Source organism: Klebsiella sp. BIGb0407 (assembly GCF_024807845.1).
In the GTDB taxonomy this organism is placed as follows: domain Bacteria; phylum Pseudomonadota; class Gammaproteobacteria; order Enterobacterales; family Enterobacteriaceae; genus JGM124.
This window is the reverse complement of sequence record NZ_JANUEQ010000001.1, coordinates 1342394-1367886: the sequence shown is the minus strand read 5'-3', so window position 1 is coordinate 1367886 and position 25493 is coordinate 1342394. Positions and strand designations below refer to the sequence as shown.

General features: G+C 49.5%; 17 protein-coding genes and 1 pseudogene. 13 read left to right on the top strand and 5 right to left on the bottom strand.

All coding sequences use genetic code 11. The features are described 5' to 3' along the window. The first annotated feature begins 3 nt into the window (after positions 1 to 3). The 3 genes from mukF to mukB are packed head-to-tail and all read left to right on the top strand — an operon-like array spanning position 4 to position 6471. Positions 4 to 1326, top strand: coding sequence for a chromosome partition protein MukF (gene mukF / locus M2387_RS06360; protein ID WP_259047949.1), 1323 nt, complete (start codon positions 4 to 6; stop codon positions 1324 to 1326). Then, positions 1307 to 2023, top strand: coding sequence for a chromosome partition protein MukE (gene mukE / locus M2387_RS06355; protein WP_259047948.1), 717 nt, complete (start codon positions 1307 to 1309; stop codon positions 2021 to 2023). Before mukF ends, mukE begins: the two co-directional genes overlap by 20 nt. Further along, positions 2020 to 6471: a chromosome partition protein MukB gene (gene mukB, locus M2387_RS06350; RefSeq protein WP_259047946.1), complete on the top strand. Its 4452-nt coding sequence runs from the start codon at positions 2020 to 2022 to the stop codon at positions 6469 to 6471. The genes mukE and mukB overlap by 4 nt, the downstream gene beginning before the upstream one ends. Positions 6472 to 6531: 60 nt before the next feature. On the opposite strand, the gene M2387_RS06345 is transcribed toward mukB, so the two are convergent. Beyond that, positions 6532 to 7353 carry a cysteine hydrolase family protein gene (locus M2387_RS06345; RefSeq protein ID WP_259047945.1) on the bottom strand — a complete coding sequence of 274 codons (822 nt, stop codon included), beginning with the start codon at positions 7351 to 7353 and terminating at the stop codon, positions 6532 to 6534. A 264-nt stretch (positions 7354 to 7617) separates the two neighbouring features. On the opposite strand from M2387_RS06345, the gene M2387_RS06340 reads away from it, so the two are divergent. From M2387_RS06340 to M2387_RS06305, 8 genes and pseudogenes are all read left to right on the top strand, one after another. Beyond that, complete coding sequence (locus M2387_RS06340; RefSeq protein ID WP_259047944.1) at positions 7618 to 8595, top strand: BMP family protein; 978 nt, start codon at positions 7618 to 7620, stop codon at positions 8593 to 8595. A gap of 4 nt (positions 8596 to 8599) precedes the next feature. Continuing rightward, on the top strand, positions 8600 to 10147 hold the full coding sequence (locus M2387_RS06335; protein WP_259047943.1) for an ABC transporter ATP-binding protein: 1548 nt from the start codon (positions 8600 to 8602) through the stop codon (positions 10145 to 10147). Then, entirely contained in the window at positions 10144 to 11238 is a 1095-nt protein-coding gene (locus M2387_RS06330; RefSeq protein WP_259047942.1) for an ABC transporter permease, read from the top strand. Before M2387_RS06335 ends, M2387_RS06330 begins: the two co-directional genes overlap by 4 nt. Next, positions 11235 to 12152 (top strand): ABC transporter permease, encoded by a 918-nt coding sequence (locus tag M2387_RS06325; protein WP_259047941.1) that lies wholly within the window; start codon positions 11235 to 11237, stop codon positions 12150 to 12152. The genes M2387_RS06330 and M2387_RS06325 overlap by 4 nt, the downstream gene beginning before the upstream one ends. 15 nt (positions 12153 to 12167) lie before the next feature. Then, entirely contained in the window at positions 12168 to 12854 is a 687-nt protein-coding gene (locus M2387_RS06320) for a TetR/AcrR family transcriptional regulator (protein ID WP_259047940.1), read from the top strand. Between the two features lie 367 nt (positions 12855 to 13221). Next, positions 13222 to 14799, top strand: a pseudogene (gene ldtD / locus M2387_RS06315) (L,D-transpeptidase); the annotation flags it as partial. Between the two features lie 255 nt (positions 14800 to 15054). Continuing rightward, positions 15055 to 15603: a YcbK family protein gene (locus tag M2387_RS06310; protein WP_259047938.1), complete on the top strand. Its 549-nt coding sequence runs from the start codon at positions 15055 to 15057 to the stop codon at positions 15601 to 15603. Positions 15604 to 15642: 39 nt separating this feature from the next. Next, positions 15643 to 16290, top strand: coding sequence for an MBL fold metallo-hydrolase (locus M2387_RS06305; protein ID WP_259047937.1), 648 nt, complete (start codon positions 15643 to 15645; stop codon positions 16288 to 16290). 78 nt (positions 16291 to 16368) lie between these two features. Here M2387_RS06305 and M2387_RS06300 read toward each other — a convergent pair whose 3' ends face one another. The 4 genes from M2387_RS06300 to pncB all read right to left on the bottom strand — a co-directional run bounded on the left by M2387_RS06300 (position 16369) and on the right by pncB (position 22398). Continuing rightward, entirely contained in the window at positions 16369 to 17559 is a 1191-nt protein-coding gene (locus tag M2387_RS06300; RefSeq protein ID WP_259047936.1) for an amino acid aminotransferase, read from the bottom strand. A 185-nt stretch (positions 17560 to 17744) separates the two neighbouring features. Then, complete coding sequence (locus tag M2387_RS06295; RefSeq protein ID WP_310572759.1) at positions 17745 to 18875, bottom strand: porin; 1131 nt, start codon at positions 18873 to 18875, stop codon at positions 17745 to 17747. A gap of 759 nt (positions 18876 to 19634) precedes the next feature. After that, a complete protein-coding gene (asnS, locus tag M2387_RS06290; RefSeq protein WP_259047935.1) occupies positions 19635 to 21035 on the bottom strand; it encodes an asparagine--tRNA ligase in 1401 nt (466 codons plus the stop codon). 160 nt (positions 21036 to 21195) lie between these two features. After that, positions 21196 to 22398 carry a nicotinate phosphoribosyltransferase gene (gene pncB / locus M2387_RS06285; protein ID WP_259047933.1) on the bottom strand — a complete coding sequence of 401 codons (1203 nt, stop codon included), beginning with the start codon at positions 22396 to 22398 and terminating at the stop codon, positions 21196 to 21198. On the opposite strand from pncB, the gene M2387_RS06280 reads away from it, so the two are divergent. Further along, positions 22397 to 22552 carry a hypothetical protein gene (locus M2387_RS06280; protein ID WP_259047932.1) on the top strand — a complete coding sequence of 52 codons (156 nt, stop codon included), beginning with the start codon at positions 22397 to 22399 and terminating at the stop codon, positions 22550 to 22552. The two genes, pncB and M2387_RS06280, sit on opposite strands and share 2 nt — an antisense overlap. A gap of 317 nt (positions 22553 to 22869) precedes the next feature. Next, on the top strand, positions 22870 to 25482 hold the full coding sequence (gene pepN, locus M2387_RS06275; protein ID WP_259047931.1) for an aminopeptidase N: 2613 nt from the start codon (positions 22870 to 22872) through the stop codon (positions 25480 to 25482). The last annotated feature ends 11 nt before the right edge of the window (positions 25483 to 25493 follow it).

The following is a 25493-nucleotide window of genomic DNA, read 5'->3' as shown; positions in this document are numbered from 1 at the left end:
ATTATGAGTAGTTTTTCCCAGACCGTACCGGAACTGGTGACCTGGGCCAGGAAGAATGATTTCTCTATCTCGCTGCCCACCGAACGCCTGACATTTTTACTGGCGATTGCCACTTTGAACGGTGAGCGGCTGGATGGCGAATTGAGTGAAGGTGAGCTGGTTGATGCCTTTCGTTTCGTGAGTGAAGGTTTTGAACAAACCAGCGAGACCATTACGGTCAGGGCAAACAATGCGATTAACGATCTGGTGCGTCAGCGCTTGATTAACCGCTTTGTCAGCGAGGCGTCTGATGGCCATGCGATCTATCGCCTTACGCCCTTAGGTATGGGGATCACTGACTATTATATCCGTCAGCGTGAATTCTCCACCCTACGACTTTCGATGCAACTTTCTGTGGTTGCAGGTGAGCTCAAACACGCCGCAGATGCTGCTGACGAGCAAGGGGATGAAATTCACTGGCATCGTAATGTCTATGCGCCACTGAAATACTCCGTTGCTGAAATTTTTGACAGTATCGATTTAACACAGCGGATTATGGATGAGCAACAGCAGCTGGTTAAAGATGAAATTGCTCAGTTACTCAATAAAGACTGGCGTGCCGCTATTTCCAGTTGCGAACTTTTACTGTCAGAAACCTCAGGTACACTGCGTGAACTGCAAGATACTCTGGAAGCAGCTGGCGATAAAATGCAGGCGAATTTGTTGCGAATTCAGGATGCTACCGTCGGCCATGACGATTTACAGTTTATAGACAGGCTGGTTTTTGATCTGCAGGCAAAACTTGACCGAATTATCAGCTGGGGCCAGCAGTCAATCGATTTATGGATTGGCTATGACCGCCATGTTCATAAATTTATTCGTACAGCCATCGACATGGATAAAAACCGCGTCTTTGCCCAGCGTTTACGCCAGTCAGTACAGACCTATCTCGACACCCCCTGGGCACTGACCTACGCCAGTGCCGAACGCCTGCTTGATATGCGTGATGAAGAAATGACTCTGCGCGATGAAGAGGTGACCGGTGAGCTGCCTGATAGCCTGGAGTTTGAAGAATTTAATGAAATACGTGAACAACTAGCTGCCCTGATTGAAGCCGCACTCCAGGCCTATAAAACTCAGCAGATCCCACTGGATTTAGGTCTGGTAATGAAGGAGTTCCTGGTGCAATACCCAAGAGCGCGTCATTTTGATGTTGCCCGAATCGTGGTCGACCAGGCGGTACGTTTAGGGGTTGCGGAAGCTGATTTCACAGGTTTGCCAGCGAACTGGCAAACAATTAATGATTATGGAGCCAAGGTACAAGCGCATGTCATCAACAAATATTGAACAAGCGATGCCACTCAAACTGGCACAGGCGCTGGCGAACTCTTTATTTCCGGCTCTCGATAGCCAATTGCGTGCCGGACGCCATATCAGCCAGGATGAGCTGGATAATCATGCATTTTTAATGGACTTCCAGCTTTATCTGGAACCCTTCTATGCTCGTTATAGCGTTGAACTAATCCGTGCCCCAGAAGGATTTTTCTATCTCCGTCCCCGCTCAAGCACCCTTATTCCCCGTTCTACCTTGTCAGAACTGGATATGATGGTCGGAAAAATACTCTGCTATCTCTATCTGAGCCCGGAACGACTGGCCAATGAAGGCATTTTCACTCAGGTTGAACTGTATGATGAACTACTGACCCTGGCTGATGAGAGTAAGTTACTTAAGCTTGTGAATAACCGTTCTACTGGCTCTGATCTGGATCGTCAAAAACTCCAGGAAAAAGTCCGCGCATCGCTAACCCGTCTGCGTCGTCTGGGTATGATCTGGTTTATGGGACACGACAGCAGTAAGTTTCGTATCACCGAGTCCGTATTCCGCTTTGGTGCCGATGTGCGTAGTGGCGATGATCCACGTGAGGCACAGTTACGGATGATCCGTGATGGCGAGGCGATGCCTATAGAGAATCGCTTACAACTCGACGATGAAACTGAAGAAGTCGTTGCCGATTCAGGTAGCGCGGAGGATGAACAGGAATGATTGAACGCGGTAAATTTCGCTCACTGACCCTGGTTAACTGGAACGGTTTTTTTGCCCGGACTTTTGATCTTGATGAGCTGGTCACCACCCTATCGGGTGGTAATGGTGCGGGTAAGTCCACGACGATGGCGGCATTTGTGACCGCCCTGATCCCTGACCTGACGCTGCTGCATTTCCGTAATACCACGGAAGCGGGTGCCACCTCTGGCTCCCGGGACAAAGGACTACACGGTAAGTTAAAAGCCGGAGTCTGTTATGCGGTTCTGGATGTGATCAACTCCCGTCACCAGCGCGTCATGGTGGGGGTGCGTCTTCAGCAAGTGGCTGGTCGTGATCGTAAAGTCGATATCAAACCTTTTGCTATTCAAGGTTTACCTGACTCATTTCAGCCGACCCAGCTGTTAACCGAAACGCTGAATGAGCGTCAGGCTCGGGTGCTGAACCTGAATGAGCTAAAAGAGCGAGTTGAGGCGATTGAAAATGTTCAGTTCAAAGCGTTTAACTCGATAACCGAATATCACTCGCTGATGTTTGATTTGGGCATTGTTGCGCGTCGTCTGCGTACTGCTTCCGATCGTAGTAAGTATTACCGACTGATTGAAGCCTCACTGTATGGCGGGATCTCCAGCGCGATTACCCGTTCACTGCGTGATTATTTATTGCCGGAAAACAGTGGGGTACGCAAAGCTTTCCAGGATATGGAAGCGGCACTACGCGAGAACCGACTGACACTGGAAGCGATTCGTGTCACCCAGTCTGACCGCGATTTATTTAAGCATTTAATCACCGAAGCCACACATTACGTTGCCGCAGATTATATGCGTCATGCCAATGAGCGACGCGTTCATCTCGACAAAGCACTGGAATGGCGTCGTGAACTGTTTATCAGTCGTCAGCAGTTGGCTGCCGAGCAGTATAAGCATGTTGATATGGCGCGTGAGCTGGGCGAACACAGTGGCGCAGAAGAAGATCTCGAGGCGTCCTATCAGGCAGCCAGTGATAACTTGAACCTGGTGCAAACAGCCCTTCGTCAGCAAGAGAAAATCGAGCGCTATGAAGGCGATCTGGAAGAGCTCCAGATCCGCCTGGAAGAGCAGAATGAGATTGTTGCTGAGGCGATTGAACAGCAAGAAGAGAATGAAGCACGAACTGAAGCAACCGATCTGGAAGTGGATGAGCTGAAAAGTCAGCTTGCTGATTACCAGCAAGCTCTGGATGTGCAGCAAACTCGCGCAATTCAATATCAACAAGCACTCGAAGCACTGGAGCGCGCGCGTAGTCTGTGTCATCTGCCTGACCTGACTCTCCATAGCGCCGATGAATGGTTAGAGACGTTCCAGGCAAAAGAGATAGAAGCAACCGAAACCCTGTTGTCTCTGGAACAGAAAATTCGTGTTTCTGAGGCGGCACACAGCCAGTTCGAACAAGCTTATCAGTTGCTTAGCGCAATTAACGGACCCGTCAGCCGCGGTGATGCCTTTGAAACGGCGCGTGAACTGATTCGTGACAGTCATAACCAGCGTCATTTGTCAGATCAGGTGCAGCCTCTGCGTATGCGCTTAAATGAGCTGGAACAGCGACGTCGCGATCAACAAGAAGCAGAACGCTTACTGAATGAATTCTGTAAGCGTCAGGGTAAGCAGATTGACCCGCAAGATCTTGAAGCACTGCATGATGAGCTGGAAGCGCGTATAGGTACGCTCCAGCATACCGTTTCTGAAGCCAGTGAACAGCGTGCAGCTCTGCGTCAGGAACTGGAACAGCTCCAGGCGCGAGTGAAGACGCTGAACTTGCGTGCCCCGGTATGGATTGCCGCCCAGACCAGCCTTAATCAGCTGTGTGAACAGAGTCATGAAGAGTTTGAAACCAGCCAGCAAGTGACTGAGTACATGCAGCAACTGCTGGAGCTGGAACGTGAGTCGACCGTCGAGCGCGACGAAGTGGGTAATAGCAAGCGTCTGGTCGATGAAGAAATTGAGCTGCTTAGCCAGCCAGGTGGAGCGGGCGATCCGCGTCTTAATGCCCTGGCAGAGCGTTTTGGTGGCGTACTGTTGTCGGAAATTTATGACGATATCAGTCTTGATGACGCACCTTATTTCTCCGCACTCTATGGACCGTCTCGTCATGCCATTGTTGTGCCTGACCTGTCACTGGTGCGTGAGCATCTTGATAGCCTCGAAGACTGCCCGGAGGACCTCTATTTTATTGAAGGCGATCCGTCTTCCTTTGATGACAGCGTCTTCACCGTTGAAGAGTTAACTAGCGCGGTTCTGGTTAAGAGCGGCGATCGTCAGTGGCGCTATTCTCGCTTGCCTGAGTTACCGTTGTTTGGTCGTGCTGCGCGTGAGAATCGAATTGAAGCTCTGCATAGCGAACGTGAAACGCTCGCTGAGCGCTTTGCCACGTTGTCGTTTGATGTTCAGAAAAATCAGCGTCTGCATCATTCATTCAGCCGTTTTATCGGCCAGCACTTAGGTGTGGCTTTTGACGATGATCCTGAAGTCGAACTGCGTCAGCTAAACAGTCGTCGTGGTGAGCTTGAGCGTGCTATCAGCCAGCATGAAAATGCAACGGCGCATCAGCGCGTACAGTTTGAACAAGCGAAAGAAGGCGTCAGTCAGCTTAATCGCCTGTTGCCACGTATTGGCGTACTAAGTGATGAAACGCTAGTCGATCGCTGCGAAGAGATACAGGCGCACCTTGATGAAGCAGAAGAAGCGGCTCGCTTTATGCAACAGCACGGTAATCAGTTGATAAAACTGGAAGCTGTAGTCAGTGTTCTGCAAAGTGACCCCGAGCAGTTTGAGCAACTGAAAGACGATTATGCCCATGCCCAGCAAATACAGCGTGATGCGCGCCAGCGTGCCTTCTCATTAACTGAAGTAGTGCAGCGTCGGGCACACTTTGGCTACAGTGATTCGGCCGCGATGCTCGACGGTAACAGTGATTTAAATGAAAAATTACGTCAGCGCCTGGCGCAGGCAGAAAGTGACCGTGCCCGTGCTCGTGATACTTTACGCCAGCACACGCAGCAACTGGGGCAATACAACCAGTTACTGGCGTCATTGAAAAGTGCTTTCGATACCAAAAATGAGCTGTTGAAAGAACTGCATAAAGAGCTTCAGGATATTGGCGTCCGCGCTGATAGCGGGGCAGAAGAGCGGGCGCGTATTCGTCGCGATGAACTCCATGCTAGCCTGAACAGTAACCGTTCCCGCCGTAACCAGCTGGAAAAACAGCTCACCTTCTGCGAAGCGGAAATGAATAACCTGACCCGCAGGCTCAAGCAGCTGGAACGTAGCTATCTGGAAGTTCGTGAACAGGTCGTGACGGCCAAAGCCGGCTGGTGCGCGGTGATGCGGATGGTGAAAGATAACGGCGTTGAACGTCGCTTGCATCGTCGGGAACTGGCCTACCAGTCAGCCGATGAACTGCGTTCGATGTCGGATAAGGCGCTGGGTGCGCTTCGCCTGGCCGTTGCCGATAACGAACATCTGCGTGACGTCTTACGTTTATCTGAAGATCCCAAACGTCCGGAACGAAAAATTCAGTTCTTTGTTGCGGTATATCAGCATCTCCGGGAGCGTATCCGTCAGGATATCATTCGTACCGACGATCCGGTTGAAGCCATTGAACAGATGGAAATTGAGCTGAGTCGTCTGACCGAAGAGCTGACCAGTCGTGAGCAGAAACTGGCAATCAGTTCCCGAAGTGTGGCCAATATTATTCGCAAAACCATCCAGCGTGAGCAGAACCGTATTCGCATGCTGAACCAGGGTCTGCAAAGTGTCTCCTTCGGACAGGTTCATAGCGTTCGGTTGAATGTGAATGTGCGTGAAGCTCACTCTACATTGCTCAACGTGTTATCTGAACAGCATGAGCAGCATCAGGATCTGTTTAACAGTAATCGCCTGACCTTCTCTGAAGCCCTGGCGAAACTCTATCAGCGCCTTAACCCGCAGATTGATATGGGCCAGCGTACACCGCAAACCATTGGCGAAGAGTTACTGGACTACCGTAACTATCTGGAGATGGAAGTTGAGGTTAACCGTGGCTCCGATGGCTGGTTGCGTGCGGAAAGTGGTGCGTTGTCTACCGGGGAAGCTATTGGTACCGGGATGTCGATTCTGGTGATGGTCGTGCAAAGCTGGGAAGAAGAGTCCAGCCGCTTACGCGGTAAAGATATCTCACCTTGTCGTCTGCTGTTCCTTGATGAAGCGGCGCGTCTCGATGCCAAGTCAATTGCGACCCTGTTTGAACTCTGTGAACGCTTGCAGATGCAGCTTATCATTGCGGCACCAGAGAACATCAGTCCGGAAAAAGGCACGACCTATAAACTGGTGCGTAAAGTGTTCCAGAACACCGAGCATGTTCACGTGGTTGGTCTTCGTGGCTTTGCACCTCCGGTAGCGCCTGAGGCACTGCCAGAGTCAGTGGATGCATCCTGATCCTGGTTAAGTAAAAGAGAACGGGCATGGAGGCTTCCATGCCCGTTTGTTTATTCAATGTTATACCGCCAGTTTCATCGTCTCATCACCCGGCATGGCCGCCATCACGCGTGTTGAATCAGAGACAAAACCTAAGCATTTTTTGACATTCCATAATGTCGCCTCGGTACAAAAATCGGGCGAAGAGGTCGCGCAGCAATCCTCCAGCAGCACACAGCCGTAGCCCAGGAAGTTCGCATCGGCCAGAGAATGCAGTACGCACTGATCGGTGTTAACGCCTGCAAATAGCAGGGTACGCACGCCCAGGTTACGCAGAATACTGTCCAGAGGCGTATCCCAGAAACCACTGATACGGTATTTATCGACCAGGATATCTTCAGGGCTTGGAGCCAGTTCATCCACTATTGCTGCCGCCCATGAATCTTTTTGCAGTACCTGGGCACCATGCCCCGGCAAGGCTTCTCCCAGTCCAATTCCTGTGCCGGTCGGTTTATAGAGATGATGCTGGTTGGCAGGCATATTGGCCAAATCAGGCCGGTTACCCCAGTTCACCCAGATAACCGGAACTTGCTGTTCGCGCAATACCGGCAACAGGCGTTGTAATGGTGCAATTGGCGCACGATCTGCGGCAAAATTGCCTCCAATATGGTCAACCCAGCCCGTCTCTGTGCAGAAGTCATTTTGCATATCAATAATGATAATAGCCGTATGGTTCAGGTCTATTCTGAGATTTTGTGGCTCGCTGGACAGGGTGGTAATAACCGGTGCACGGCTGGGAACCACCATATCTACCTGGGTCTCATCGCTATGCCAGCGGGTATTGGTGAAAGTCCCCAGTGGCGCGGCAACGCCCGTCGTTTCTCGTATTGATTGTATAGTCATAAGGCGTTCTCCTGGTCGGGCGATGGCCCGTTTTCTCGGGGTTAAATAAAGCCTGTCGTTTTGACTGACTGAACTGATGGGCAATTGATGAAAACCAGTCAGTAAAAACTTACTTACCTCATGACACAGGCAATAAAGATGCCAGGATGCCTCTCTTCTTTTTAATTCGTTTGGTTATTTACTCTTCGCAGCGCTGGCACTGAATTTGCATTATCCATTCAGTAAGAACTTACTTACTCCACTACACACTCCAGGGGTTCCAGCATGCCATCTGTCTTATCAATTCGTATGATTGTTTCTTTTACTCTGCTCACCGGCGCGCTGGTATCCCAGCAGGCCATGGCCTCTGACGCGATGCGCGTGGGCGTATTGATCCCGGGTTCAAAAATGGACAAAGGATGGATGGAGTCCGGTTATGAAGGAGTCGTTGCTTCACAAAAGACGTTTGGCGATAAGCTAAAAACCCAGATCATTGAAAATATCAATTACGCCGATATGGAACAGGCACTCACCAACCTGGCGACCAAAAACCAGTTGGTTATTGGCGTTGGCGGACAAACCCAGGCTGCAGTATTGAAGGTGGCCAAACGGTTCCCGAAGGTGAAGTTCTCGATTGTCGGCGGCAATGAGATGCAGACTATGCCAGCCAACGTGGCAGGGTATGACGTCAAACAGGCTGAAATCGCCTTTGTTGCCGGCGCTGCGGCGGCGATGATGACGAAAACCGATAAAATTAGCTACGTGGGAGGCATGGAGATCCCATCTATTGTTAATGCCGGAAAAGAATTCGGTAAAGGGGCTCAATACATCAATCCGAAAGTACAAAATTTTGTCAGCTACAGCGGCGATTTTGATGATGTCTCTAAAGCCCATGAAGCAACACTTGCGGCTATCTCACAGGGCGCTGATGTTCATTATCATATTCTTAATCTCGGCCTGCGCGGCATGGAGCAGGCCGCCCGTGAGAAAAACACCCATATTATTGGCAGCTACACCGAGCGTTGTGGTACTGACCCACTCTATATTGGCTATAGCGTCACCGGTGTCGGTTATCAGGTGCAATACGCCATTGAACAGCTGGAGAACAAGACCTGGCAACCAGGGTACAAAGTCTTTGGCCTCGGCATGGGACCTCAGGCGTCCGATATGATTGTTTGCAGCTCGACCCCGGAAATAGATGCCAGGTTAAAGCAAATCAAACAAGATATTCAAAGCGGCAAAATTAAAGTGCTGGAGGGATAACCCCATGGCTGACGCTCAAGGCATGCCAGTTCCTGCTCTATCACTTCAGGGTATTGATAAGTTTTTTGGTGCCTTCCAGGCATTATCCGGTATCAGCCTGGATCTGCTACCTGGAGAGGTTCATTGCCTGTTAGGTGAGAATGGGGCCGGTAAATCAACGCTGTGTAACGTTATTTTTGGCGTACATCAGCCTGATAGTGGCGTGATGTTTCGCGCAGGCAAGTCCTATAAACCTTTGAAACCGCAAGATGCACTGACGGCGGGTATTGCGATGGTGCACCAGCATTTCAGCCTGGTCGATAATGCCACGGTACTCGATAACCTGCTACTGGGGCAGGCACGAGGATGGATTGACTATGGTCAGCAGCAGCGACGAATTCAGGAAACCTTGCAAAGTCTCGGGCTGAGTCTGGATTTGCAGGCCAAAATTTCTGCTTTGTCGGTCGGTGAGCGTCAGCGCGTGGAGATAGTCAAATGTCTGCTGCGTGACCCCGGCGTATTGATCCTTGATGAACCTACTGCAGTTCTGCTACCCGCTGAAATCAGTGCGTTACTGAAGGTATGTGAGCGGGTAGCAAGCCTGGGCTGTGCGGTGGTACTGGTGACCCATAAACTGGCCGAAATTCAGCGTATTGCCTCCCGTGCCACCGTATTGCAGAGCGGCAGAGTCGTGACGGCGTCAGATTGTCCTGCACAGGAGATAGAGCGTCTGGTACGCGCCATGATTGAACGTCCGGGGCAGGTGAATATGCCGATCCTGACTCCTGTGGTGGAGACTCCGCATACCAGACGTTATGCATTGAATGACGAGGTATTGCAGCTTAACGGGCTCACCGTACGGGATGAGCTGGGCGCTACCCGACTCGATAATTGCACCATGGTGGTGAATCGCGGTGAGATTGTAGCGATAGCCGGTGTGGAGGGTAACGGTCAGAGTGAGCTGGGTGCAGTACTGGCCGGTATGCTACCGCTTAGCGACGGGCAAGTTTATGTTGCGGGAAAAGAGGTGACAGGTGCTTCCCCGCAGCAAATGACTCGTGCTGGGGTGGGTATCGTACCGGAAGACAGGCATGCCGTAGGTTGTATTACCGGGATGAGCCTGACGGAAAACCTGCTACTTAATCATATGCACCACTATTCCTGCTTTGGTTTTTTGCAACGCCGTAAAATGCGCGATGCTGCCCGGGCGCTGATAACTCGTTTTGATATCCGTGCCGCGGGAATCGATGTCTCTTTTGGTGGCCTGTCGGGAGGTAATCAGCAGAAAGCGGTACTGGCGCGAGAGCTAACGCTGGAGTCTCTGGTTCTGCTGGTGGCTGCCCAGCCAACACGCGGTCTGGATGTTGGGGCCGTGGCGGCGGTTTATCGCCATATTCAGGATGCCCGCGATCGCGGGGTGGGTGTTTTGCTGATTTCATCCGAGCTGGATGAAGTCCTGGCAGTGGCGGATCGGGTCGTGGTGTTCTATCGGGGAAAAATTATTGGCACCAGTCTGCGGGGACAGCACGATCGAGCGGCAATAGGTGCATGGATGGCGGGACAAGCGGCATGAATAATCAGTTACTAAAACGCGTGCCAGCCCAGTGGCGCACTCACTCGCATATTCGCACCTTACTGGTGATGAGTGGTGCTATTGTGGCAGCCATATTCGTGGCGATAGCCATGATCCTCAGCTTCGGTGTACCGGTCTCAGAAGCGCTGGAGGCATTTGCCGATGGAGCCTGGGGCTCACCTTATGCTATCGGGGCGTCGGTTAACCGTAGTCTGGTATTTGCCCTGATAGGTGTCGGTTTTGTCCTCGCGAATCGAGCCCGACTAACTAACGTCGGTGGCGAAGGGCAAATCGCCATAGGCGGTATCACCGCCACCGCGATAAGTCTGTACGGCGGTTGTGAGGGCCTGCCCTATGGTTTAGCCTGGATGGTGCCGATGCTATGCGCAGCCCTGGCAGGAGGCGTCTGGGGGGCTATTCCGGGCTGGCTGAAAGCCCGTCTCGGAACTAATGAAGTCATCAGTACGTTACTGCTCTCATTTATTGCCGTCTGGCTACTCTACTGGTGTGTGCAATCGGTTGACCTTCTGCGCCAGCCAATGACCAGCGGAGGGACGCTACCGGAATCTCTGACCATTCCCGAAACCACACAATTGCCCCTGCTGTGGCCGGACAGTGGACTGGGAATACATCTCGGACTGGCCATCACTCTGGTACTGGGTATTGTGGTGGCGGCAGTAATTTCGCGAACCCGTTTTGGTTTTTCACTCCGGGCTGTTGGATATAATCCGCAGGCCGCTAAGCGCGCCGGAATCGCTATTACCTGGACTGTGGTGGCCGCACTAGCGATTGCGGGGGCTTTAGGCGGGCTGGCAGGCGCGATAATGTTACAGGGGGATCAATACTCGCTCAAAGCAGGATTCTCCTCGGGTTACGGTTTTGACGGGCTCGTTGTCGGTCTGCTGGCGCGTAATTCGATAACGGGCGTATTCATCGTCGCCTTGTTATTCGGATTTATGCGTTCCGGTGGCATTAATATGGAAATGGTGGCCCAGGTTCCCGCAGCGTTAGTGCTGGTGGTGCAAGCTATCGTTATTCTGATTCTGGCGGGCAGTACTCTGTGGCTCTCCCGTAAAGGAGAAAAAGTATGAGTATGGAACTGCTGGCCATTTTTGCCGCATCATCTATTAGACTGGCAGCGCCGTTAATGATTGCTTCTGCGGGTGAGCTTATCAGTGAGCGCGCTGGCGTATTGAATATGAGCGTCGAAGGCATGATGCTCACTGGCGCTTTTCTTGGGGTCGCGGGAGCCAGTATGACAGGCAGTGCTGAATGGGGATTGCTGATTGGTGTCTTGGGAGTGATCCCTCTGGCATTGTTGCAGGCCTTTCTCAGTGTGACATTACGAGCCAACCAAATCGTCACCGGTATTGGTATCAATATCCTGGCATTAGGAGCGACAACCCTGGCTTATCGGGAAATGTTTGGCGCACGGTCAAATGCAGTTATCCCAGGTCTGGATAAATGGTCGCCGCCGTTGCTACGCGATATTCCCTTATTAGGGACTGAAGTCTTAAACCAGGTATGGCTATTTTATCCTGGCTTACTGGTATTACTGTTGTGTGCGGTGGTTATGCGCCGAACCGCATTAGGCGTCTCTCTTAATGCGGTTGGTGTCTCACCGCGTGCCGTCGATCAATCTGGTTTGTCGGTTACTCGGCTGCGTTATGGTGCGGTCATTTTTTCCGGGATGATGGCTGCGGCGGGAGGATGTCTGCTTTCAATTGGTAATATTCACACTTTCACCGAAGGCATGACTAACGGCACCGGCTATCTGGCGATTGCTGCCATTATTTTTGGCAACTGGAAAATTGGCCGTACTGCTTTAGCTTGTCTGCTATTTGGTGCCGCCAGTGCATTACAATTTCAACTTCCTCTGCTCGGGATCCAGGTCCCTACAGCGCTATTAATTATGCTGCCTTATTTACTGGCACTGATAGCGGTAGCGGGATTGATCGGGCGACAAACCGCACCCGCTGCTTTGACGCAGCCTTATCAGCGCTAAAAACGGAGGATAATTATGCCAGATAGCAATCAGGGTGAACTCACTGCCACTGAGCGACGAGTGGCGGTTAAGCGGCAGCAGTTGATGCAAAATACCCGACAACGTATTTTTGATATTGCGCTACAGGAGTTTGCCGATAAGGGATTCAGTGGTGTGCGTGTTGAGGCCATCGCGGGCCTGGCCGGAGTGAATATTCGTATGATTTATCACTACTTTGAGAGCAAACAGAATCTCTATATTGAGGTACTGGAGTTTGTTCTCGGGCAGCTACGCAGTGAAGAGCTTAAACTGAAACTGGATATCCATCAGACAGGTTCAGTTGAGGGGATATTACAGCTGTATGATTTTATCGAAAGTCATTTTTCCCGGCATCGCGAACTACAATGTTTACTGCAATGGGAGAATCTCAACAAAGCCGAAACCCTGAAGCATTCTGCCAGAATTCAGGCTATGTCGTTTCCTATACGTGATTTATTAACCGAACTTATTCTGCTTGGAGAACGAAAAGGTACCCTGCGTCCGGGTATTGATGCATTACATTTGTACGTGACTCTGGTCAGTCTGAGTGTCTTTCATAAATCGAATGCTTTCACCATATCCTGGATGTTTGAGACCGATTTACTGGCGTCCAACTGGCAACGGCAGCATAAACAGCAGGTTTACGAGATGATTCGCGCCTGGCTTAAACCTGTTACAGGCTGATTTATCTTTATTTTTCAGTACTCCATAACCAAAGTGTGCTAGATATAGGTTTTCTTAGTCATCTACTTTGAACGATTAAATGACTTTGACTTATACTGAAGGTAATCCTGATATCCTTTAACTGGAACAGGTACTGACGACTTTTATTTATCTGAATCACTGGCCCGTTGCCTGATCTCTACCTGTAAGCACTTCGAAGCATTCAGGTTACAGATCCTGCGCAATACGACGGGCATATTAATGAAAGGAGTCTTGGATGCTGATAGCAAAAGTGAATAGTCTTCAATGGATGGTTATCGGTTGTAGTCTGCTGTTTGGGCTGGCTCCTGTTTCACAGGCCTTTGCCGAAATGCTGACAACGACAGAACAAACCTTACCGGTACCAGCCGATACTCAGGTCGCGGTAGTGACACCGTTGACGGTTGAGCAAAGTCGGGCGCAAATTCTTGCCAGCCTGCCTGCGGGTTACACTCCTCTCTATCTCAATAGTTTATCTGAACTTTACGCCAGTCGTGATATGCAGCCAATGTGGCAGGAAGAGGGCGCAATGCAGGCCTTTTCGCAACAACTGGCGGAAGTGGCGATTGCCGGTATTCAGCCGCAATTTGCCTATTGGGTTGAACAACTGACGCATCCCTCCGTACAGGGGCTGGGACGTGATATTGTCCTGTCCGATGCGATGCTCGGATATCTGGACTATATTTCGGGCATTCCCGCCGAGGGAGAGCGCTGGTTGTATGGGGGGTCGGTCTATAAGCCGAAAGCTCCGCCGCAAGGGATTGTGACTCAATGGCAGACGGCTATCAGCCTGGGGAATGCTTCTGCATTTATCGCCTTATTAGCCCCTACAAACCCGCAATATATGACTTTGCGGCAGTCGTTACATGCCCTGATGCAGCCGACAGCGGCCTGGCCGCAGTTACAGGGTAAAGTCACGCTCCGTCCTGGTGAATTCAGTGGCGATATTCCGGCATTACGGGAAATCCTGGCGCGTAGCGTCAGTGCCCCCGTTAATGGACTTATTATAGACGAAACTCAGGGCTATACTCCGGAGTTGGTTGAGAGTGTCAAACAGTTCCAGCGTCAGCAAGGGCTGGAGCCCGATGGCGTTATTGGTGCGCAGACGCGCTTCTGGTTGAACGCGACTCCCGAACAACGTGCTGGGATTGTCGCCTTAAATATTCAGCGTTTGCGATTATTACCCGATAAGGTCGATACCGGGATCATGGTCAATATCCCTGACTACTCATTAGTCTATTATCTCAACGGTAATGAGGCTTTGCAGTCACGTGTTATTGTCGGGCGGCCCGATCGTAAAACGCCGTTAATGAGCAGTGCATTGAATAATGTAGTGGTGAACCCTCCGTGGAATGTACCGCAATCTTTGGCCCGTAAAGATATCCTGCCTAAGGTACGCCAGGATCCGGGTTATCTTGAACGCCAGGGTTACAGTATCTATCAGGGCTGGAGCAGGGATGCCGAAAGTATCGATCCCTGGATGGTGGACTGGTCCACCATTACCGAGCGAAACTTACCCTTCCGCTTCCAGCAGAAGCCCGGACAGCATAATGCGTTGGGTCGTTACAAATTCAATATGCCAAATTCAGAGTCGATTTATCTGCATGACACACCTAATCACAATTTATTCCGTCGTGAGGCTCGCGCTTTGAGTTCTGGGTGTGTGCGTGTCAATAAAGCCTCAGAGCTGGCAGGCATGCTATTACAGGATGTTGGCTGGAATGCTTCGCGTATCTCCGGCACGGTTGATAAAGGCAATACCACGTTTATCTCTATCCGTCAGAATGTGCCGGTAATGCTTTATTATTTAACAGCATTTAGTGGAGCAGACGGGCATGTTGCTTTCCGGGCTGACATTTATAACTATGACAGTGCGGCGCGTGTTGGCGCTCATAATGTGAACAGCGCTCGGTTACTTATACAGTAAGCGGCGAAGTCATAACGGTATTGATGCCCAGGATGCCGAATAGTCACCAGTGACTTTTCGCTCCTCGGGCAAAACTGCGTGATATACGGTCTTGACGTCAAAACCTCAGACAGTTATGGTTTGCTGTGCTCGCGTAAAAACGCGCATTAAATGTACTCCTCATACTTCAGCTTTCTTGCAGACTGCTGGTATTTTAGCCTGCACGTAACTTGAAGTATGACGGGTATACACAATAATTTTTTTAGGTTTTGAATAATGGATAAATTTGACGCTTATCGTCGCAAGCTATTAGCCCTGGGTGGCGTAGCTCTCGGTGCATCACTGTTGCCGTTCCCCGCGCTAGCTACACTTTCGACTCCACGCCCGCGTATCCTGACTCTTAATAATCTCAATACTGGTGAGTCGCTTAAAGCGGAATTCTTTGATGGTAAAGGTTATATCAAAGATGAACTGAGCCGGTTAAATCATTTTTTCCGCGACTATCGTGCTAATAAAATGACTACTATTGATACCGCGTTGTTTGATCAGCTGTATCGGCTGCAAGTCTTGTTAGGCACTAAAAAACCCGTCCAGTTAATCTCCGGCTATCGCTCTCTTGACACTAATAACGATCTGCGGGCCCACCACCGTGGGGTCGCGAAAAAGAGCTATCATACCAAAGGTCAGGCAATGGACTTCCATATTGACGGCGTGGCATTAAGTCAGGTGCGTAAAGCAGCACTCTCTATGAAAGCAGGCGGAGTAGGGTATTATCCACGCAGTAACTTCGTACATATTGATACCGGACCGGTCAGAAACTGGTAATACAACAAGCCGGTGTTAGCCCGCCGGTAATGGAGCAGCATGAACTACCATATTATTCCCGTCACCCCGTTTGCCCAAAACTGTTCATTAGTCTGGTGTCCGGTGACGCTGCAAGCAGCTCTGGTCGATCCTGGTGGTGATGCGCAACAGATTAAGCACGCTATTACAGAGACGGGAGTGAAGGTCACGCAGATCCTGTTAACTCATGGTCATCTGGATCATGTCGGTGCTGCGGCGGAGCTGGCTGCTTATTTACATGTTCCTGTTATTGGTCCGCAAAAAGAAGACGAATTCTGGCTCACAGGGCTCCCGCAGCAGAGTCAGATGTTCGGTCTTGAAGAATGTCAGCCTTTAGTTCCAGACCAATGGCTGGAAGAGGGCGACAGCGTGAACGTTGGTGAAACGACATTTCAAGTGCTGCATTGCCCCGGACATACGCCCGGTCATATTGTCTTTTTTGATCCGGTTTCCCGGTTACTGGTTTCTGGGGATGTTATTTTCAAAGGCGGGGTTGGGCGTAGCGACTTCCCGCGTGGGGATCACGGCGCATTAATTGACGCTATCAAACGTAAATTACTGCCTTTAGGCGATGACGTTACTTTTATTCCCGGCCATGGCCCGATGTCTACTCTGGGTGAAGAGCGGCGGAATAATCCTTTTTTACAAGATGAGCTACCTGTCTGGTAGAACCCTCGCTAATAAAAAACCGCCGGCACCTTTGGTAGCCAGCGGTTTGTCCTGACAATCTGATGTCAGTATATTTAATTACAGCACCGCAACGATAGCTTCACACAGCGGAGACATATTGTCCGGCGTCAGCCCGGCGACGTTAATGCGACCTGAAGCCACCGCATAGATGCCGAACTCTTCACGCAGACGCAGTACCTGTTCTTTGCTTAAGCCGCTGAAAGAGAACATACCGTTCTGATCAATGATAAAGCTGAAGTCACGGCTGGCACCTTTTTCTTGCAGGGTATTCACAAACAACTGACGCATACGGTGGATACGCTGACGCATTTCAGTCAGTTCTTGTTCCCAGAGGGTACGCAGTGCTTCATTGCTCAGAATCGTTGCGACAACCGCAGCACCGTGTGCTGGTGGGTTAGAGTAGTTGGCACGAATAGTCGCTTTTACCTGACTAAAGGCGCGATCAACGGTTTCGGCATCAGCCGCAACCAGAGTACAGGCACCAACACGTTCGTTGTACAGACCAAAGTTCTTGGAGTAAGAGCTGGCGACGATCAGTTCTTGATGGCTTGCTGCGAACAGACGCAGACCTTCAGCATCTTCTTCCAGACCACGCGCAAAGCCCTGGTAGGCGAAGTCAAACAGCGGTAACCAGCCTTTTTCCAGCGACATCTCACACAGTGTCTGCCACTGTTCGAAAGTTGGATCGATACCGGTAGGGTTATGACAGCAACCGTGGAACAGCACTACGTCACCAGCTTGTGCCGCTTGCAGGCTGTCAATCAGACCTGTGAAGTTAAGGCTATGGTTAGCTGCGTCGTAATAGTTGTACTCGCAAACTTCCAGACCCGCAGACTCGAAAACGTTCTTATGGTTTGGCCAGCTAGGATTACTCACCCAGACACGTTTTGCAGAGGTGTTATGCGCGATAAAATCAGCAGCTACACGCAGTGCGCCGGTGCCGCCAGGGGTTTGTGCTGTACGTGCACGTTTCGCTTCGCTAATCGGGCTGCCTTTACCAAATAACAGCTCCTGGGTGCATTGACCAAATGCGGGAATACCGTCAATGCTGAGATAGTTTTTTGTGACTTCATTTTCCAGCAAATAAAGCTCAGCTTTTTTAACGCTGGTCAGAACCGGTGTATTACCCGTTTCATCTTTATAGACGCCAATACCCAGGTTAATTTTATTATCACGGTCATCGGCACGAAACAGGTCAGCCAGGCCCAGAATTGGGTCAGCAGGGGCAGCAGTAATGTTCTCAAACATAACGGGTTCCATAGAGATAGCGGGAGAAATTAATATCAGGTTACCCGCAGTTGTACTAAATGCCAACCGTTTGCACAAAAAAGAATGAAGGGAAATTATTAAGCGGTTTGTTGTGCTTTTCAGGCATAAAAAAACAGGACTTACGTCCTGTTTTTATTCACATCAGACAAATATTTTGCCGGATATTAGAACTGGTAAGCTACACCAAGAACGCCCTGGTTGTCAGAACCAATCCAGCCACCGTCAGTTTTCTCAGCTTCTGAGGTGCTCAGCAGGTTGATACGGTAGTCACCGTAAACGCTGAAGTTTTTGTTGAAGTAGTAGTAAGTACCAACAGTGATGTATTTAGCCAGTTCAGCATTAACTTTCTGACCACCAACTTCATACAGGTCTTTGCCTTTAGAGTGAACGAAGGACAGAGATGGACGCAGACCGAAATCGAATTGATACTGAGCGATCATTTCTAAGTTTTCAGTTTTTCCAGCAGCGACTGTTGGAGCTGCTGTCAGGAAGCCATTCGCCACGTTGCTCATGTTACGGGTTTCTGCATACGCTGCTGCCAGATAGATATTGTTGGCATCGTATTTAGCACCGAAAGCAAAGGCTTCAGCGTGTTTAGCACCGTTACCCAGGTCTGTTTGCTGATTGCCGGTACGCTTAGAGTTGCTGTATGCGCCAGTCAGAGCAAAGCCTTCAGCAAAGTTATATTCTGCTGAGTAACCGATACCTTCGCCGTTAGCTTTGGTTGGGTCAGTACGGTCGTTTTTAGCCTGGTACTGGATACCAAAGTTCAGACCTTCAACGTGACCGAAGAAGTCAGTGTTACGATAAGTCAGAACACCCGTGGTACGGTTGTTCATGAAGTTATCAACGTTACCGCCCCAAGTTTCACCTGAGTAAGATGGAGCCATATCGGTGTATGATTCAACATCATAAACGATACCGTGGTTACGGCCGTAGCTCAGGGAGCCAGCTTCACCCGCTTTCAGACCAGCGAATGCCAGACGGGTTACGTTATCCTGGTTGCCTTCTTCTTTGCTTGCTTTAGCACGGTATTCCCAACGACCAAAACCGACCAGGTCAGAATTGATCTGAGTTTCACCTTTGAAGCCAATCTGGCCATAGGAAGCATCGCTGCTGCCTTTTTTGGTGCCCTTGTCTTTGTTTTCATCGTTGGTATTGAAGCCGCGCTCACCAACAACTTTACCGTAGAAGTCTAATTTGTTGCCGTCTTTGTTGTAGATCTCAGCAGCGTTAACAGAACCAGCTACCAGGATAGCAGGGATGATCACTGCCAGAATGTTGCGCTTCATCATTATTTATTACCCTCATTGGTTTTATGAACACCTGCCACTGCCGTCAACAATTTCTTACAAAACTGCCGATGAGAGTTTGGTGTCTTTCTGTGTCTGAAGGCATCTTTCCATCCATGACATCGTTTCGCTAGCCTGAAAGTGCTACAAATATCAAAACTAAGTAACAGATGGAAAATATGTGTAACAATATGTGAATTTGATGGAACTTTGTGAACTAATTCAAACTTCGGCTTAATAATTAATGAGAGGATTTTTTCTTAACGTATATATATGAATTGCTTATGTTTAATTTGTATAAGCATGATTTGCATCAAATAAGGTTGATCTATCCGGGTTTGCCGGAAAGCAAAAGAACGCGTGGCTTAGGGGGAAAGATTGCCAAAAAGTGCGGTATTTATCGTGAAACAAATTCAGCCCCTCAGTTCATCAAAATGGTCTATTTCCCCCTAATTGTAAGAAATACCTTGTAACCAGGTTACATATGAAAACGGTTGAAATTGACATTTAAATATCAATCATTAATAAAATATGTGCAAAGAAAACACCGTCACTTGTCGTATTTTTAATGCAGGCAGAAAGAGGAAGAGGAGTAGTACCACGTCTGACTACAGATAGAGTGGGAATGAAAGCGGGTAAAGAATCGGTTTAGAGATTAAATAAAGAGAGGGGAATACGGGTACCCAGAACGCCGAGTGATAAATTCTTTATCGACGGTCTGAGCACCTGTAAGAGGCCTGAGTGATTCAGGCTGTTTGATTACTAGAAACTAGCGTTACGTGGAGTACGCGGGAAAGGAATCACGTCACGTACGTTCTGAACACCGGTCACATAAGCAATCAGACGCTCAAAGCCAAGTCCGAAGCCTGAGTGCGGTACGGTGCCATAGCGGCGCAGATCGCGGTACCACCAGTAATCTTCTTTATTCAGTCCCATTTCTGCCAGACGTGCATCTAACACATCCAGACGCTCTTCACGCTGGGAACCACCGATGATTTCACCGATACCCGGGGCCAGAACATCCATTGCAGCAACGGTCTTACCGTCTTCATTAAGGCGCATATAGAAGGCCTTAATGTCTTTTGGATAGTTTTTCACAACCACAGGAGCTTTAAAGTGCTGCTCTGCCAGATAACGCTCATGTTCGGAAGAGAGATCAACACCCCAGAAAACAGGGTTTTCAAATTTCTGACCACAATTCAGCAGGATTTCAACGGCATCGGTATAATCAACCTGAGCGAAATCTGCCTTAATAAAGTTCTGCAGACGCTCAATAGCTTCTTTATCAACACGATCGGCGAAGAACTTCATATCATCCATACGCTCTTCAAGTACTGCATTAAAGACGTATTTCAGCATTGCTTCTGCCAGACCCGCGGCATCGTCCAGGTTAGCAAAAGCCACTTCAGGTTCCAGCATCCAGAACTCTGCCAGATGACGACTGGTATTGGAGTTCTCAGCACGGAAAGTCGGACCAAAGGTATACACTTTAGATAAGGCACAAGCGTAGGTTTCGCCATTTAACTGACCGGATACCGTCAGGAAGGACTCTTTTCCAAAGAAATCTTTATCAAAGTCGACTTTTCCTTCTGGGGTGCGAGGCAGGTTTTCCATGTCCAGCGTGGATACGCGGAACATTTCACCGGCACCTTCTGTGTCAGAAGCGGTAATCAGTGGCGTTGAAACCCAGAAATACCCTTGCTCATCAAAGAAACGATGCAGAGCTTGCGCCAGAGTATGACGTACGCGGGCAACGGCACCAATCAGGTTAGTCCGTGGGCGTAAGTGTGCAACTTCACGCAGATACTCAATGCTATGGCGTTTAGCGGCCATTGGGTAGGTATCAGGATCATCAACCCAGCCTGTAACTTCAACCTGAAGTGCCTGTATTTCAAAACTCTGGCCCTGGCCCGGAGAAGCAACCACGGTGCCTGTAACGATAACTGAACAGCCTGTCGTCAGGTGCAGTATCTCGTCATTATAATTGGGCAGAGAATTATTAATAACAGCCTGTACAGGATCAAAGCAGGAGCCATCATAAATGGCAAGGAAGGAGATACCAGCTTTTGAATCTCTCCGAGTACGCACCCATCCGCGCACGGTGACTTCACTGTCAACGGCTGCACGGCCCTGGAGTACGTCGGCTACAGGCACAACGCTCATAGTTTTCTCTCTATTTAATGGTCAATAAAAAATTAGCCCGAAAGGGGCTATCTATATTACTTGTCGTGTGTCAGCAGACAAGAAGAATTCACTGTCTGCTATGAAGAAATCATGTTATGGCAGGCTATGGGGATTTTACACCGCAAAAACCTGCCATTAATCAGCTGGCTTTTTTGACTTCAGGCAGACTGAAGGCTTCACGCAGCGCACGCACAAAGGCTTTATCCAGGCATATCGTTTTACCCGGACTGTCGGACAATTTGGCGACCGGTTTACCGTTGCACTCAACCAGTTTAATCACAATATTGAGCGGCTTAACCTGCGGAATATCACAGGTCAGGCGAGTACCGATCCCGAAACTGAGCTGCACACGTTCTGAAAAATGACGGTACAGCTCTACAGACTTAGCCAAATCAAGATTATCCGAGAATACCAGCACCTTGCTCATTGGGTCGATCCCCAGCGAGCGGTAGTGCGCTATCGCTTTTTCACCCCAGGCGAAGGGATCGCCTGAATCATGGCGTAGCCCCTGGTAACGCGTGGCAAAATTATGGTCAAAATCGCGCAGGAAGGCATCCATAGTAATACAGTCTGTTAAGGCGATGCCTAAACTGTCGGGATATTCATCCAGCCAGGCTTGCAGCGCAGCTCGCTGGCTACTGGCCAGCGTCGGGCTGATTTGCTGATGAGCCTGGAACCATTCATGCGCCTGAGTTCCCATAGGTGTCAGATTCAGGATACGGGCCAGAGAATAGTTACTGGTACCGACAAACCAGGGCTCATCCCGCAAACGCGTGACTATCGCCTGTTGTACCTCACGTGAGAAACGGCGGCGGGTGCCAAAATCCATCAACCGAAAAGCACTCAAATCTATATTCTGGGTTAACCGATTAAAATCATTGAGCTTATTTTCCAGATGATCGAGCGCCAGGTGTATACTGGCATCAGGCGAACGATGGCGATGGGCAACCTCGCTTATCATGGCAAGCAGGGGAACTTCCCATAAAATCACCTCACGCCAGGGGCCGGTTAAGCGGATATCCAAATGGCCCTGGTTATTCGTCACCTCAACCTGAGAAGGGTCAAAGCGGAACTGATTAAGCCAGTTAAGGTAGTCCGCTTTAAAGAAAGGTAATCCTTTAAGCCAGTTAAATTCTTCCGGGCTCAATGCCAGATGTTGCATAAAACCAATTTGCTCACGAACGGCGTCGGCATAAATGCCTAACAGGTCGTCACCGCGACAACGGAATTCCGCTGTAACGACAACCTCGTCATAGAGGTGAAAAACGGCTTGCTGCATATGAAGCTTATAAGCATCAGTATCCAGCAGCGATTGTAATATTGGGGAAGCGTGTCGAGTCATGGCGCGTTTCAGCATCCTCTCACAGGAGCGTTTCCATCAAGTACAGGCAAATAATGAGCCGGGAGTATACCTTGATTATCTGTTTATTGAAGTAAGATCACAACACAGCGGGCATACAGGGTCGATGGCAATTCGTGCCGCAGGCTGGATTTAGCCAAACTTTTAATATTTATTATGGTGTTATATAGCCAAAATAATTCAAGCTATGACTGGTCTGTGATGCAATACGTTCCCCGCTCACACTGGCTGGAATGGGTAGATACAGGCTAACGTAGCGGTAGTTTAACGTTTTATTTAGTGATGCGAGATTACGGGTTACCAGGCAAAAGAGTATCGATATCTGCAATAGCTTTCAGGGCGTGGAAACGACTTAGCATTCTTCGTTCGCTGGATAAAGATTCTGCGTGGTAACATTAGTGCAACAGGAACAGACTGAATGCCGTTTATCTACGGCTGAATAAGAAGGTTTTTATGACACAACAGCCTCAAGCTAAATATCGTCACGATTATCGTGCACCAGACTTTACCATTACTGATATTGATTTAACCTTTTCTCTTGATGCCACCCTGACTCAAGTAACGGCGATAAGCCGCGTTGTTCGCCAGGGAGAAGCCAGTGCTGCTCTGCGGCTTAATGGTGAGGATTTGACGCTGGTGTCCATCAAGGTCGATGGGCGGGACTGGACTGATTATCATCTGGAGTCGAGTGTATTAGTTATCGAATCACTGCCGGATGTTTTTAATCTGACGATTGTTAATGAAATTAGCCCTGCAGCCAATACCGCTCTGGAAGGGTTATATCAGTCAGGTGAAGCCCTCTGTACACAATGTGAAGCTGAAGGGTTCCGTCATATTACCTGGTATCTGGATCGCCCGGATGTACTGGCGCGTTTCACCACCAAAATTATTGCCGATAAGCAGAAATACCCTTATTTGCTGTCTAATGGTAACCGTATCGCTGAGGGGGAGCTTGAAGGCGGGCTTCACTGGGTACAGTGGCAAGATCCCTTCCCTAAACCGAGCTACTTATTTGCGCTGGTAGCCGGCGATTTTGATGTTTTGCGTGATAGTTTTAAAACGCGTTCAGGCCGTGATGTTGCGCTGGAACTGTTTGTTGACCGTGGCAATCTGTGCCGCGCTGACTGGGCAATGACCTCTCTGAAAGCCTCAATGGAATGGGATGAACAGCGTTTCGGACTTGAGTATGACCTCGATATCTACATGATTGTCGCTGTCGACTTCTTTAATATGGGCGCGATGGAAAACAAAGGATTGAATGTCTTTAACTCCAAGTTTGTTCTGGCGCGTGCAGAAACCGCAACAGATAAAGACTATCTCGATATTGAGCGCGTTATCGGCCATGAGTATTTTCACAACTGGACCGGAAACCGTGTGACCTGCCGCGACTGGTTCCAGCTAAGCCTGAAAGAAGGGCTGACAGTATTCCGCGATCAGGAGTTCAGTTCTGATCTCGGCTCACGCGCAGTGAATCGTATCCAGAATGTCCGTACCATGCGTGCTATGCAGTTTGCTGAAGATGCCAGCCCGATGGCTCATCCAATCCGTCCGGATAAAGTTATTGAGATGAATAACTTTTATACCCTGACTGTTTATGAGAAAGGATCAGAAGTCATTCGTATGCTACATACGCTACTGGGGGAGAAAAACTTCCAGAAAGGCATGCAGTTATACTTTGAGCGCCATGATGGCAGCGCTGCAACCTGTGATGATTTTGTTCAGGCAATGGAAGATGCTTCAAATATTGATTTGTCATACTTCCGCCGCTGGTACAGCCAAGCCGGTACGCCGGTTGTTACTGTACGTGATGATTATGATCCACAAACCGAGCAGTATCGTCTGACTATCAGTCAGATGACCCCGCCGACTGCTGAGCAGCAGGAAAAGGTTCCGCTGCATATTCCATTCGATATTGAACTCTATGATAACGAAGGAAAGGTCATTCCATTGCAGAAGGACGGTCACCCGGTCCACCATGTTCTGAATGTAACTCAGGCAGAACAGACCTTTGTTTTTGATAATGTCTATTTCCAGCCAGTGCCGTCATTACTGCGTGAATTCTCCGCGCCAGTAAAACTGGACTATAAATGGAGCGACGAGCAGTTAGTCTTTTTGATGCGCCATGCCCGCAATGACTTTTCTCGCTGGGATGCGGCACAAAGCTTGCTGACGCTGTATATCAAAATCAACGTTAATCGCTGTGAGCAGGGGCAACCTCTTTCCTTACCTCTTCATGTCGTTGATGCTTTCCGGGCTATTTTGCTTGATGAGCATATCTCTCCGGCACTGGCGAGTGAGATCCTGACCCTTCCATCACAAAATGAAATTGCTGAGCTGTTCCCGGTTATCAACCCGCAGGCTATCGCTCAGGTTCACGGTTCACTGACCCGCACTCTGGCAACCGAACTGGCAGATGAGTTACTGGCGGTATATAACGCGAACAAACTTGAGCATTATCAGGTGAACCACAGTGATATTGGTCAGCGTGCCCTGCGCAATACTTGTCTGCGTTATTTAGCATTTGGTGAGTCTGACCTGGCTCTGAACCTGGTACGTCGTCAGTACAAGGAAGCGGATAATATGACCGATGCTATTGCTGCGCTTTCTGCGGCTGTTGCAGCGGAGCTACCTTGCCGTGATGAGCTGCTGGCTCATTATGATGAGAAGTGGCATCAGGATGGTCTGGTCATGGACAAGTGGTTTATGCTGCAAGCGACCAGCCCGGCGAGCGATACCCTGGAAAATATCCGTAAGCTGTTAAACCATCGTTCATTTAGTCTCAGCAATCCGAACCGTACACGGGCATTAATTGGTGCGTTTGCACTCAATAACCCGGCGGCTTTCCATGCTAAAGATGGCAGTGGTTATCAGTTTATGACGGAAATGCTGACTGAGCTGAATAGTCGTAACCCACAAGTCGCTTCCCGGCTGATTGAGCCGTTAATTCGTCTGAAACGCTATGATGCTGAACGTCAGCAGATGATGCGTGCCGCTCTGGAACAACTGAAAGGACTGGATAATTTATCTGGCGATCTGTTTGAGAAAATAACGAAAGCATTAGCCTGATTAAAATAGCC

Coding starts and splice junctions, on each gene's coding strand:
- pncB (WP_259047933.1), bottom strand. CDS start 22,398: ATGACTCGACACGCTTCCCCAATATTACAATCGCTGCTGGATACTGAT.
- M2387_RS06295 (WP_310572759.1), bottom strand. CDS start 18,875: ATGATGAAGCGCAACATTCTGGCAGTGATCATCCCTGCTATCCTGGTA.
- mukF (WP_259047949.1), top strand. CDS start 4: ATGAGTAGTTTTTCCCAGACCGTACCGGAACTGGTGACCTGGGCCAGG.
- M2387_RS06280 (WP_259047932.1), top strand. CDS start 22,397: ATGGCGCGTTTCAGCATCCTCTCACAGGAGCGTTTCCATCAAGTACAG.
- M2387_RS06345 (WP_259047945.1), bottom strand. CDS start 7,353: ATGACTATACAATCAATACGAGAAACGACGGGCGTTGCCGCGCCACTG.
- M2387_RS06310 (WP_259047938.1), top strand. CDS start 15,055: ATGGATAAATTTGACGCTTATCGTCGCAAGCTATTAGCCCTGGGTGGC.
- mukE (WP_259047948.1), top strand. CDS start 1,307: ATGTCATCAACAAATATTGAACAAGCGATGCCACTCAAACTGGCACAG.
- M2387_RS06325 (WP_259047941.1), top strand. CDS start 11,235: ATGAGTATGGAACTGCTGGCCATTTTTGCCGCATCATCTATTAGACTG.
- M2387_RS06320 (WP_259047940.1), top strand. CDS start 12,168: ATGCCAGATAGCAATCAGGGTGAACTCACTGCCACTGAGCGACGAGTG.
- M2387_RS06330 (WP_259047942.1), top strand. CDS start 10,144: ATGAATAATCAGTTACTAAAACGCGTGCCAGCCCAGTGGCGCACTCAC.
- mukB (WP_259047946.1), top strand. CDS start 2,020: ATGATTGAACGCGGTAAATTTCGCTCACTGACCCTGGTTAACTGGAAC.
- pepN (WP_259047931.1), top strand. CDS start 22,870: ATGACACAACAGCCTCAAGCTAAATATCGTCACGATTATCGTGCACCA.
- M2387_RS06335 (WP_259047943.1), top strand. CDS start 8,600: ATGGCTGACGCTCAAGGCATGCCAGTTCCTGCTCTATCACTTCAGGGT.
- M2387_RS06300 (WP_259047936.1), bottom strand. CDS start 17,559: ATGTTTGAGAACATTACTGCTGCCCCTGCTGACCCAATTCTGGGCCTG.
- asnS (WP_259047935.1), bottom strand. CDS start 21,035: ATGAGCGTTGTGCCTGTAGCCGACGTACTCCAGGGCCGTGCAGCCGTT.
- M2387_RS06340 (WP_259047944.1), top strand. CDS start 7,618: ATGCCATCTGTCTTATCAATTCGTATGATTGTTTCTTTTACTCTGCTC.
- M2387_RS06305 (WP_259047937.1), top strand. CDS start 15,643: ATGAACTACCATATTATTCCCGTCACCCCGTTTGCCCAAAACTGTTCA.